Genomic DNA, 12,081 nt, shown 5'->3' with positions numbered 1-12,081 from the left:
AGCGAGTTTCGACGGGCGGCGATGGGTTGGCACCTAAGTCGGGCGGGCCAGACGGCCCCAACACGCTGCTCAGCGACGCCCGCCGCCGGCTTCTGTCCCCGAGCGGTTCAGGCCGACGGATGTCTCGGCAGGAGGTCGCCGAGGCTGTCAACAACTACCTGTGGGACACCTACGGCACGAGAACCAGCATTGACGCCAACCACGTCGGGAAGCTTGAGCGAGGAGAACACCGCTGGCCCAAGCCCACGACCCGGGAGGCATTCCGGGCGGTGCTGAAGGCGTCGCGGGACGCTGACCTAGGCTTCTACATCACCCGTGGCCAACGCCATTCTGATCCCGTTGCGCACCATATGCCCCCCGGTGAGATGCTCACTGCTGGTGATGATCACGCTGGCGAGTCGCTGACCGGCAGGGAGATCACGGACACTGGCGACATGAACCGCCGCGAGTTGCTACGCGTGCTGAGCCTGACAGGTGCGCTGTTGGCTGCGCCCGTCCCGGGCAGCCAGCTCGACTGGGCGCGCATCGAGTCCTCCGGTGAGGGGAACAGGCGCCTAGACCCAGCGACCCTCGACGAGTACGAGAGGCTGAACGCCCAGCTGTGGGCGGCCTTCGGCGCGGCCGAGGCCAAGGCGGCAGTATCGCCGCTGGTCAACCGTCAGCTGACGACGCTCACGGCCAACCTACGTCGCTCCCACACGACACTCGTGCACCGCAGGCTCTGCGGGGTCACCGCCGACCTGCTCCAGCTCGCCGGCGAGGTCGCCTTCGACGCGAACGCGTACAGCGAGGCCGCGCACTGCTACACCCTGGCAGCGACCGCCGCCCGAGAAGCCGCTGCCTACGACCTCTGGGCGTGCGCGATGATCCGTCACGCCTTCATCAGCGTCTACGAGCGCGACTTCCTGCACGCCGCACCGATGCTGGACGTTGCCGCCAGCTTGGCTCAGAACGGGGACAGCGCGCTGTCGACCCGGCATTGGGCACACACTGTGCGGGCGCAGGCTCTCGCGGGCCTCGGTGACCTCAGCGGATGCCGGCAGGCGCTCGACCAAGCCGAAGAGGTCAACCACCTGCACGGCCGGGTGCATAACGGCGGATGGTTGCGCTTCGACGGCTCCCGGCTCGCCGAGGAACGCGGAGCCTGCTACGTCGAGTTGAGGCGCCCAGACCTGGCCGAGCCGGTGCTGTCTGGTGCTCTATCGCAAAGCCTCTCCACGCGACGACGCGGAACCGTCCTGACGGACCTCGCCTTGGTCGGAGTTCACCGTAGCGACGTACACCAGATCGTGCTCTACGGCGGCGCCGCCCTCGATGCTGCCCGTCAAAGCGGCTCGGGCGTAGTCGGCTCCAAACTTAACCAACTACACCACCACTTGCAGCCGTTCCTTGCCGACACTCACGTGCGGCATCTCCACAGCCAGATCAATGCCCTGATAGGGGCAGGGAACTGACACGACCAGAGGGAGGACCAGCATGCAGGTCGAAGAACCGGGCCGTGTGTTCCGCGAGGCATGGATCGCGGGAGTCCGTAAGCACTACCCCGACGAACCGAAACCGGGCTACGTCACGCCCTGGGAGGATACGCCCGACTGGGAACGGGAGAGTGCCGCCGCCGTGTATGAGCAGGTCCGCCAGTTCGTCGAGACAGCCGACGCCGCAACCGCGAAGCTGACCCGTGAACAGAAAGGACGCTTCGTCGCCCTGTGCTGGATTGCGCAGATTTTCAAACACTTCCCCAGCCCGAAGGCTTCCTACGTGGCCGACTGGTCAGACATGCCGGAGTGGCAGCGGGAGACGGACTCGGACATCTTCGAACACATCGAGCAGACGTTGGTCTCGATGCGCTGAGCTGAGAACCAATCGACAGGAGCACGCAACTCCCACATCATGCTCGCATCGGGGTCCGGCTTCTTCCACGCCGGCGCGAGATGGCGGGCAGGGCACTACGCCGGCCAGCATGAACTTCGCCTGCAAGCGGTGACACTCCGAGGTCAGCGCGGCGCGCCCGGCTTCCCGGGCGCGCCGACGAGACAGCAGCTCAGTGTGCGTCAAACTCACCGTCGCGGATGCCATCAGTGAACGCCGTCCACTCACCCCGGGTGAACCTCAGCACTGGTCCCGTCCGGTCCTTCGAGTCCCGCATGCCCACGGTGCCGTCGAGCGCGAAGGCGACCTCGATGCAGTTGTCGCCACCGCCGGAGCGGCTGGACTTCCGCCAGTTGGTGAACTTCTCGGGGTGCATGGTCATCTCCTGGTGTAGTCGGGCAGTTCCTCCGCCACGCTGGCGAGGAAGTCGAGGCTGTCAGCGGGGCTGAGGGCTGCGGCACGCAGGCGCTCGTACAGGGAGGCGTAGTTGGCAACCTCGTCCGGGTCGGTGAGGACGAGGTCGCTGGTGATGGTGTCGACCGCGACGACCACCGGATCGCTCGGGTCGGGGTATCGGTAGCTGAAGTACGACGACCGGGGTACCGCGTTGCCAGCGATTCGCGCGGTCAGCCGCAGTACCCGGATCGTGGTCTTCTGCTTCTCGTGACCGACGTTGATCAGGTGGTCGAGCTGCGCGCGGACGACCTCCGGCGGTGCGGCGTGCCGACGGATCGCGAGCTCGTCGATGATCACTTCGTAGGTGGGTCCGCCGGGTCTGTCAAGGACCCGTTGCCGGGCAGCTCGTGCTTCCAGTGCTCGCTCCACCGTGAATCTCCGGGGGTAGGCGGCACGATCTGCCACCGCGCGGACTTCGGTGTACGCCGGGATCTGCAACAAGCCCGGCAGCAGGGTGATGTGGTATTCGGCGATGTGCTCTGCACCGGCTTCCAGGTCCGCGTAGAGGGCCTGGCGTGGTCCCATCTCGACGCGGAACTTCTCCCACCAGCCGTTCTCCTGGGACTCACGAGCGATGGCCATGATCTCTTCCCATCGCCGCTCGTCAACCCGAAAGTAGTCGAGGACTCGCATGATCTCGTCTTGATCTGGTCGGACTCTCGCGTTCTCCAAACGGCTCAGCTTTTGCTTGGCGATCTTTGTCTCTTTGCAAAGCCGCTCAGCGGAGTAGCCGTGTTCCTCCCGTAGCCGCACGAGTTCGGAAGCGAGCCGGCGACGACGCACATATGGACTGATCACCGACACCCCCGGCAGAGACGCGAATAGCCCCGGTGATCCATCCCGCCTGGATCCCGGCGACGAGAGCGTAACGCCTGTTTTGCCGATCACCGCCAGCGCCGACCGTGCTTTCCGCAAGGAAACCCCTGGCCAAGCGCGCGGCGACCGGTAAGTCTCCCCCCAACTTTCCCCATTGGCCGGTGTTCCCGAGGCTACGCAAGAACCGCGATCGTGAAATCACCACAAGCGATGTGTCTACGGCTTGGAGTGGGGTCATGCAGCGGCAGCTTCGCGGCGGACTCCCACGTCCGAGGTGCGGGAGGAGCGGCATGGACGCCACGAGCGCAACGCTGATCGTCACCAACGCTACCGGGGCCTGCGGCGGTCTCGAAGGGGTGCGGCTGGCTCTAGGCGGTGGTCAGAGCGCAGGGGCCACGGCGGGCGTGCTCGTGTCGAGTCTGCATGGCTCGCGCCTGGTCAACCTTGCTATCGACGTTTACCGGACGCATCCGGCGGTGCCGCAAGGGTGCGGGTGCGGCCGACCGGAATGTCAATCTCGGCTACACGCCATGAAGATCTTCGCCGCGATGGTGGGGGGCACGAGTCTGCCCGACCATCTCTACCCATTGTGGGGATTGCTGGCCTGTAAGGGGTGCGGCCTGCCGCTGTGCCCACTCGAATCCGTCGATGGACGGCGCTCCTACCGCTCACCGTGCGGATGCCGGATGAATCTGGTCGAGGCAGCTACCGCTGAGCGGCTGACCTATGAGGCCCTCCACAGTCGCGGTCTCGCTCCCGCCGAAGGGCTTCCCGAGTCTGCGTGGGGTGCACTCTTCGGCCGAGAGTTGGCCTACGTCCGTGTCAGCGCTGCGCCGGAAGATCTGGTGCTCGTCCGGCGTACCTGAGGCTCCTGCCCGCTGTCACTGCCGGGGAGGGCGTGGCGGCGGGCAGGCCAAACGTAGCGAGTTCTCCTTGGACGCCGTTCCAGAGAAAGCGGATCGATCCGCCAGCCAACGTGCCGGTAGCTGCGGGGGCTACCTGCCCACCCATCATCCCAGTCCCATTGGAGGTTGCCATGAACAGCGTGCTCGCCGTCAGCAACGACCCGTTCGAGCTCGACGTGCAGATCGTCACGGAGGGTCCGGTCGCCGCCGCCCTGCTGGCCGACACGGACGACGGCTGCGACACCGTGAAGGGCAGCGACTGCTGATCGAACACCCTCGCTGGTTCCGGCAGGCGATCCCCCGATGCCTGCCGGAACCAGCACCCCACATCCAGCCGTGCCCCCGGAGGAGCGCCTCGTGACGGAAGGAGGACGATTCATGTTTCGGTCGGTCGATGCCGCGACGATCCGCATTGCCGCTCACTCATGGCCCGACGGCCCGGCTCCTTGGCCGGACCGGAGCGACACCTCCGGTGTCGCGGACTGGTTGCAAGCAACGTGGCGGAAGGTCGGCCTGGCCGAGGCTGTCTGGGCCGCCAGCCCTGAGTTCGCTGCTCGCGTAGAAGCGGTCCTCGCCACAGGAAGCGCTACTCCAGACCGAGGGTGGCGGATGGCGTTGGCGTTGGCGCGGTACTTGGTCCGTGCGCAGCGGCGTGCGACGCCCTTCGGGCTGTTCTCGGGGGTGGCGACTCTGCGGTTCGACACGGTGGCTGCGGTGGTGCCGGCGGGGCAGTCGGCGCTCCGGGTACGGCCGGACGCGAGTTGGCTCGCGTCCCTGATTGCGCGCCTTGAAGTTGAGCCCGACGTGCGCCGCCGTCTGCCTGTGCAGGCGAACAACCTGGCGCTGGTGAACGGGCCTCGGATAGTCGTGGCGCGCCGGCCGCACGCTTCTGCAAGTGCGGAGTCGACCTCGGTGAGGAACACCGCAGCGGTACGGCTGGCGGTGTCACTCGCCCGTACCCCAGTGCCGTGGGCTGAGCTGGTCGACACGGTCGCTGCTGCGTTTCCAGGCTTCCCACGCGCGTCCGCTGACACGATGATTGCCGGCCTCGTGGACCATGGCATGTTGATCTCCGCTCTCCGGCCACCATCGACGTGCACAGACTCGATCAGGTATGTCCTGGACACCCTCGATGCGGTGTTCGACGGTGCTCCTGAGGGACAACGAGCCCTTCGGGCCGAGCTGCGCTCGCTGCATGGTCGGCTCGGTGGTACCAGCGTAGGGAGCGCGACTTACCTTCGTGGGCTCGCCGACGATTTGCGCAGCGTGGCAACGGCCACCCAGCCGTTCGCGGTGGATCTTCAGCTCGCGGATCAGGTCGCCCTGCCGGAGCAGGTCGCCGCCGAGATCGCGGCATCAGTGGAGATGCTACGGCGGCTGACGCCGGATCCGGCGGGGCGGCCGGAGTGGCGTGCGTACCGTGCTCGGTTCGTCGACCGCTATGGGATGACGGCGGTGGTGCCGCTGGATCGGCTGGTAGATCCGCTCGTCGGGTTGGGCTTCCCAGAGCACTTCGGCACGGTGGCCGACGCGCCTGCGGCGCCACTGTCTGGCCGTGACGAGCGCCTGCTCGCGATGGCTCAGCAGGCGGTGATCGACGGCTGCCGTGAGGTGGTTCTCGATGACGCGGTCGTCGAATGGCTCGCCGGCCCCAGCCGAGTCACGGGGCCGGTCAGCCCTCATGTCGACGTTTCGGCAGAGGTCCGCGCGGTGTCGCTGGGGGCGCTGACACAGGGACGGTTCACTGTCGCGCTGACTGGCATGGGCCGCTCGGCGATGGCGACGAGCGGGCGCTTCCTCGACGGGCTGCCCTACGCCGATCGGGAGTTGATGTGCCGGGAGTTCGCACGCCTTCCTGTCGCGGTGGCCGGGGCCATGCCGGTGCAGCTGAGCTTTCCGCCGCGCAAGCTGCACGCCCAGAACGTGCTCAGCTCTCGGCAGGTACTTCCGTGGCTGGTGAGCCTGGGCGAGCACCGGCCCGTGGCCGAGAACGTCATTGGCCTCGACGACCTCGGTGTGACCGCAGAGCGCGATCGGCTGGTGCTGGTGTCGATGTCGCGGCGGCGGGTGGTGGAGCCGACAGTGGCGCATGCCGCCGCCGTACACACGATGCCGTTGCTCGGCAGGTTTCTCCTGGAGCTTCCGCGAGCTACGGATGCCCGGTTAAAACCGTTCGACTGGGGTGCGGCGTCCTGCTTGCCGTTTCGACCCGCGCTGAGGTACGGGCGCGTCCTCCTGGCGGCGGCCCGGTGGCGCGTCGATCCGACGTCCCTGCCCGGTGCAGACGCCAGCGATGGCGAATGGTTGACCGCCTGGGAGGCGCTGCGGACGAGGCTGCGGCTGCCGGCATGGGTGCAGGTCGGCAACGGTGACCAGAGGCTTCGGCTCCATCTCGATCAGTCCATGGATCGTGCCCTGCTTCGTGCCCACCTGGACGCCAGCGTCGGACCGTTAACCGTGGTGGACGCAGCAAGCCCGGAAGACTTCGGTTGGCTCTCCGGTCGCGCCCACGAGATCGTCGTGCCCCTCGCCTCGACGGCTGCGCCCGCTGCCGCGCCGGCTGCGATTACCGCGCGGGACGCGTGGCCGCCACCAACTCCCGCCGAGCCGCTCCTACCTGGTGCCAGTGGCCTGCTGTCCGCTTCGGTGGCCGTCGAGCCTTCGACGATGGAGCTGGTGGTGATGCGAGGGCTGCCCGCGCTGTTCGCCGACTGGCCCGAGCCGCCGCTGTGGTGGTTCGTGCGCATGCGACGCCCCACCCCGCATCTTCGACTACGACTGCGCACCGATGACTACGGTGACGCGGCGGTACGGGTCGGGCGGTGGGTCGCCGGGCTCCGACAGCAGCGCCTTGCCGGCGGTTGGAGCCTGGACACCTACCATCCCGAGTCCGGTCGCTACGGCTGCGGCACCGCGCTGGCAGCAGCCGAGAAGTTGTTCGCCGCCGACTCCTCCGCAGCCCTGGCGCAGCTGGTAGCGCAGCCCGAGTCTGGGATCGATCGGCGGGCACTGACCGCCCTGAGCATGGTCGACCTGGCCGCTTCGATGCTCGGCAGCCGGACCGACGGATGCGAGTGGCTGGTGGCGCGCCCCGAGCAGACCGGGCAGGCACCGGTCCAGCGGGACGTGCTGCGTCAAGCGGTCACCCTCGACCCGGGCGAGCTTCCGGAGCCCATCCGGGATGCATGGCAGGAACGCACCAGGGCCGCGACCCGGTACGCCGCCGAACTGTCCGCCGTCGCCGGCCCGCTCACTCCAGCCTCGGTGCTCGCGTCGCTGATGCACCTGCATGTCGTTCGCGCTCTCGGCCCCGACGAAGACGCCGAGCAGCGCATGTATCGGTTGGCCCGCCATGTCGCGCTGGCGGCGGTGCGTCGCCGGGTGCGCGCCGTAGGAGCGTCCCGATGACCGGAGCACCGCTGAGGACACCGTTGCTACGGACGGCCGAGGCGATGGCCGCGTGTATCACCGACACCCTGACCGAGCCGCCGCCCCCGGATTTCGCGGCGGACGACTACGGGCCACGCAGTACCCGCTGGTACGCCCAGTCGCTGTCCCGGGGTGCCGCCGGGGTGGCACTCTTGCACGGGGTGCGAGCGCAGACCGGACACGGCGGGTGGGAACCGGTCCATGCCTGGCTGCGACGCGCGACCGCTGACGCGCTGAACAGCGGCAGCGGAGCCGGACTCTGGTTCGGCGCACCCGCTGTCACCCACGCGCTGACCATGGCCATGCCGCACTCCCGCCCGGCAGCCCTGGACGCGCTTGATCATGCCCTCGATGACCTGGTGGAACGCCGCCTGGCCGCTGCCACGGCACGTCTCGCGGCGCAGGCCCGGCCCGCGCTGTCGGAGTTCGACCTCGTACGTGGGCTGACCGGCCTGGGAGCCCACCTGCTGCGCCGCGCACCGCACGGACCTCTGCTCCGGCGGGTGCTGGCGTACCTGGTCCAACTCACCGAGCCGGTGCACACCGACGACGCCGCGGGCCGGCTCGCGCCGGGGTGGTGGAGCGCAGACCCCGCCGACCACGAAGGTTCGGAGCAGGGCGGGCATGCGAACTTCGGCATGGCGCACGGCATAGCCGGCCCGTTGGCTCTCCTGGCCCTGGCCATGCGGCAGAACATTCGGGTGCCGGGGCACGCGAAGGCGATCCGTTGGATCTGCACGTGGCTCGACCGCTGGCAGCAGACAAGCCCTGCAGGACCGTGGTGGCCGGAGAAGATCACCGTCGCGGAGTTGCACGCCGGGAAACCCTCCATGAGCGGACCGGCGCGGCCGTCCTGGTGCTACGGCACCCCCGGAGTCGCCCGCGCCCAGCAGCTGGCCGGGATCGCTCTCGACGACCCCGCCCGGCAACAAGCGGCAGAAGAGGCCCTGACCCGCTGCCTGGCCGACCCCCTCCAACTCAGCCGGATCGTCGATCCGTCGCTGTGTCACGGCTGGGCAGGACTTGCCGCTACAGCCTGGTACGCCGCCGCCGACGCCCGCACCACCATCCTGCATGGCCGGCTGCCCCAGATCGTGCGCCTGCTGATCCAGCACGCCACGGACACCACCCCGGCACGATCCGGCTTGATCACCGGCCCCGCTGGAATCGCCCTCACCCTGCACACCGTCGCGACCGGCACCGACGTCCGCTGGGCCACCAGCCTGCTGATCAACTAGACGAGGAGATCGTCGTGGATCTCGATTCCGAACCCGACACCGAGCCACCCGGCGTGGCGCCGGCAAGCCGATGGCGCCAGATCAACCTGACGTTCTCGGACTGGCAGACCGCTGAGGATTTCGCCGCTACACGGCTCGCCCCTGAGCTCGCCGCTGCGGAAGACCACCGGGCGATCACCGCGTTCTGGTTTATCCGTAAGAGCGAGACGTGGCGGCTGCGGCTCCTGCCCGGCGACCGGCTCGCCCAGTTCTACGCGCTCCTCGCCGCCATCACTGACGACGACCGCGTCCGCGGTGTCACCGAGCCTGTCTACCGGCCCGAGGCGTACGCCTTCGGCGGGGACCAGGCCATGACGATCGCCCACACCCTCTTCCACGCGGACAGTCGCCACATCCTCGGCCATCTCGCCACCGCCGGCGGCACCCATCGGCGTGAACTCGGGGTCCTGCTCGCCGCTCGCCTCATGCGCGCCGCCGGACTGGAGTTCTCCGAGCAGGGCGACGTCTGGCGGCTTCTCGCCTCCCGCCGGCACCAGCCGAACGCCCCCGCGCCAACCCCACCGCTCATCGCGGCGGTGCAGCGCCTGATCACCGCAGCCGACGACACGGCCGCAAGCCCACTGACCGTCACCCCGCAATGGCCGAAAGCCCACGAGCAGGCAGGCGCGGACCTCGGCTTCCTCGACCGGCACAGCGCGCTGACCCGCGACCTACGCGAGGTGCTGACCCACCACCTTCTGTTCCTGTTCAACCGGCTCGGCATCTCCGCCGCCGACACCTGGCTACTCGCGACGGCCGCCGTAACCGTCACCTTCCACCACCTCTTCGACACCCCCTCCGGCTATCAACCCACCACCAAGATCGACAGTAGGGTCAACGCAGTGAACACTTCCCCCACCGCACCGGGAACGTCGAGTGCCGCGACGCTCCGCGAACAGCTCGTCAGCACGCTCGAACAGCGCGGCCACATCCGCTCCGCCCCCGTCGCGCACGCCTTCCGTGCGGTCCCCCGCGAGCAGTTCCTTCCCGGTGTCGACCTGGAAACCGTCTACACCCGCCGTCAGATCGTCACCAAACGGGACCCCAGCGGTGCGGCGTTGTCCTCCGCGTCGAGCCCCAGCCTCGTCGCGGACATGCTCGAACAACTCGCCCCACAATCCGGCCATCGCGTCCTGGAGATCGGCGCGGCCACCGGCATCAACGCCGCACTGCTCGCCGAGCTGACCAGCCCCGGCGGCACGGTCGTCACCATCGAACTCGACCAGGACCTCGCCGACGGCGCCCGCGCCGGCCTCGACCGTGCTGGCTACGACACCGTGAAGGTGATCTGCGGCGACGGTGCCCTGGGCGACCCCGACCACGCGCCCTACGACCGGATCATCGTCACCGCCGGAGCCTGGGACATTGCCGCCGCCTGGTGGGAACAACTCGCCGACCACGGCCGCATCGTCGTGCCCCTGCGCGTGCACGAGAGCGGCCTGACCCGATGCTTCGCCTTCGACCGCACCGACCCCCACCATCTCGTCAGCACCACGACGCCACTGGTCTGCGGATTCGTCCCCATGCGCGGCAGCACCGAACACACCGACCACCACGTACGCCTCGACACCGACGTGGTCCTCAAACTCGACGCCACCGACCAGCCCGACCGCGCCGCCCTCGCCAACGCCCTGAGCCACCCCCGGCTCGAACGCTGGACCGGCATCCAAGTCAGCGACGCCGATCCCATCGGCCACCTCGACCTGTGGCTCCTCGTCCACGCCAACCGGCCGTTCGGCCGCCTCGGCGTCGGCGACACCGCCCGCACCAACGGACTGGTCACCCCCGCCTACCGGTGGGCCGGTGCCGCCACCTACCACGGCGGCACCATCGCCTACCTCGCCTTCCAAGACACCGGCGACGGCCATCACGAACTCGGCGCGATCGCCCACGGACCCGAAGCCACCACGCTCGCCACCGACCTGACCAACCTGCTCGACCAATGGGACGCCGCAGGCCGCCCCAACCAGCCCACCGTCACCGCCCACCGCACAGGAACCCGACCCGCCAGACACGACGACATCAGCCGACCCGACATCACCCTCACGATCACCTTCTGACCGCACCCACACCGGCGCGGTGCCCTGTCCCGCCCCGGCACCCGTGGGACGAGCACAGCTGAGATGTCCCGCACGCCCTGGACGCACCTCGTTGCCACTACGCGGCTCTTCCGCAGCAGATGAGGACACCATGACTCCGTCTCTTGCCGCCACCATCGCCGCCCGCTTCCCTCTCGTCGCCCGCAAACGACCGCCCGCCAAACCACTGGACGCTCGGGTAGACCGACTCGTCAGGCTCGCCGAAACCGCACACCGCGAAGGCGACCCGGACAGGGCGTCCATGGTGTTCAACGGGGCGGCCCTCATCGCCTCCGACTGCGGAGACCCCAACCTTGCCCACGCCTGGTGCCGCCGCCACGCAAGCCTCTACCTCAACCAAGCCCCGCTGACCGGCCACACGGCCCGCTTCGCTCTCGAACCAGTCGTCAACCTCGCTCGCCTACGCATCCGTGAAGGCGACGGCGACGGCGCGTACCGCCTACTCACCCACCTGTACACGGCAATCGGCGGCGGCGCTCCCGCTGTTCTGGACGACCTGGAGGTACACCCTCGACAGCTTCCCGCTGACCCCGAAGAACTCGATCAGATCATCGGTTGGCTGCGCGGCACACTGCTCTCCGACGGAACCCGCGCCCTTCTCCTCGCCGAACGGTGGGACGACGCCGTGAACCATGTGCGCCGGTACGACGGGGTCGGACCTACCCTCCTTGATGGACGACAAGTCGCGATCGTCGCCCACCTACTGCAGAACGAAGGGCCGGCAGCAGCAGATCTCCTCACGACCACAAAGATCGAAGCGCCGTGGGAGCACGCGGTGCATGGACTCCTCACGACCTGGCTGGACCTGGCTGCGGGTCACACCCCCGTCGACCACGCTGACGTCATCGATCGAGTGTCGGCCACACCACGAACCACCGGTCTCACCGTGTTCCGCGTTCGCCTCGGACTGACGGCCCTGGATCTCGCGGTGAGCATCCCAACCGCTGCCGTAGACAGCCTGACCAAACAGTTGGTCGCAGATGCTATCCACGACGAGGACGCCAACGCGGCGCGCGACCTCATCAATCATCCGGCCGTTACCTCCGAAAGCGAAGGGACGCTGCGGGCTTTGATCAGGGCAAGTGGTTTAGGCCAGGGCCACCTACCAGCAGCAGCGGTTGATCAGCTTTCCTCAGCACTTGATGTGGCTGGAACCGCAATACAACGGCATCTGCCCTGCCAGCGGAACCGATTGAGGGAACGACAACCCCGGTCGATGCTGCGATGAAA

The 12,081-nt window shown here is 68.3% G+C and carries 10 protein-coding genes; 8 read left to right on the top strand and 2 right to left on the bottom strand.

What is annotated here, in order from left to right:
- The first annotated feature begins 119 nt into the window (after positions 1–119).
- Positions 120–1,454 (top strand): transcriptional regulator, encoded by a 1,335-nt coding sequence (locus tag ACQP1S_RS06210; protein ID WP_432903998.1) that lies wholly within the window; start codon positions 120–122, stop codon positions 1,452–1,454.
- Positions 1,455–1,476: 22 nt separating this feature from the next.
- Complete coding sequence (locus tag ACQP1S_RS06205) at positions 1,477–1,851, top strand: hypothetical protein (protein WP_432903995.1); 375 nt, start codon at positions 1,477–1,479, stop codon at positions 1,849–1,851.
- A gap of 190 nt (positions 1,852–2,041) precedes the next feature.
- Here ACQP1S_RS06205 and ACQP1S_RS06200 read toward each other — a convergent pair whose 3' ends face one another.
- On the bottom strand, positions 2,042–2,251 hold the full coding sequence (locus ACQP1S_RS06200) for a DUF397 domain-containing protein (RefSeq protein WP_432903992.1): 210 nt from the start codon (positions 2,249–2,251) through the stop codon (positions 2,042–2,044).
- On the bottom strand, positions 2,248–3,123 hold the full coding sequence (locus ACQP1S_RS06195; RefSeq protein WP_432903989.1) for a helix-turn-helix domain-containing protein: 876 nt from the start codon (positions 3,121–3,123) through the stop codon (positions 2,248–2,250). The genes ACQP1S_RS06200 and ACQP1S_RS06195 overlap by 4 nt, the downstream gene beginning before the upstream one ends.
- Positions 3,124–3,431: 308 nt before the next feature.
- Here ACQP1S_RS06195 and ACQP1S_RS06190 point away from each other — a divergent pair, with 308 nt between their 5' ends.
- The 6 genes from ACQP1S_RS06190 (at position 3,432) to ACQP1S_RS06165 (ending at position 12,079) form a co-directional block, all read left to right on the top strand.
- Positions 3,432–4,007 carry a hypothetical protein gene (locus ACQP1S_RS06190; protein WP_432903986.1) on the top strand — a complete coding sequence of 192 codons (576 nt, stop codon included), beginning with the start codon at positions 3,432–3,434 and terminating at the stop codon, positions 4,005–4,007.
- A 170-nt stretch (positions 4,008–4,177) separates the two neighbouring features.
- Positions 4,178–4,312, top strand: coding sequence for an FxLD family lanthipeptide (locus tag ACQP1S_RS06185; protein ID WP_219467782.1), 135 nt, complete (start codon positions 4,178–4,180; stop codon positions 4,310–4,312).
- A 112-nt stretch (positions 4,313–4,424) separates the two neighbouring features.
- Entirely contained in the window at positions 4,425–7,454 is a 3,030-nt protein-coding gene (locus tag ACQP1S_RS06180) for a lantibiotic dehydratase (RefSeq protein WP_432903983.1), read from the top strand.
- On the top strand, positions 7,451–8,713 hold the full coding sequence (locus ACQP1S_RS06175; RefSeq protein ID WP_219467777.1) for a lanthionine synthetase C family protein: 1,263 nt from the start codon (positions 7,451–7,453) through the stop codon (positions 8,711–8,713). The genes ACQP1S_RS06180 and ACQP1S_RS06175 overlap by 4 nt, the downstream gene beginning before the upstream one ends.
- Before the next feature lie 14 nt (positions 8,714–8,727).
- Entirely contained in the window at positions 8,728–10,812 is a 2,085-nt protein-coding gene (gene fxlM, locus ACQP1S_RS06170) for a methyltransferase, FxLD system (protein ID WP_432903980.1), read from the top strand.
- Positions 10,813–10,942: 130 nt separating this feature from the next.
- Entirely contained in the window at positions 10,943–12,079 is a 1,137-nt protein-coding gene (locus ACQP1S_RS06165; protein ID WP_432903977.1) for a hypothetical protein, read from the top strand.
- The last annotated feature ends 2 nt before the right edge of the window (positions 12,080–12,081 follow it).

The organism is Micromonospora matsumotoense (assembly GCF_050951065.1).
Classification (GTDB): domain Bacteria; phylum Actinomycetota; class Actinomycetes; order Mycobacteriales; family Micromonosporaceae; genus Micromonospora; species Micromonospora matsumotoensis.
The sequence above is the reverse complement of the archived record's forward strand: the minus strand, read 5'-3'. Positions and strand labels throughout refer to the sequence as shown.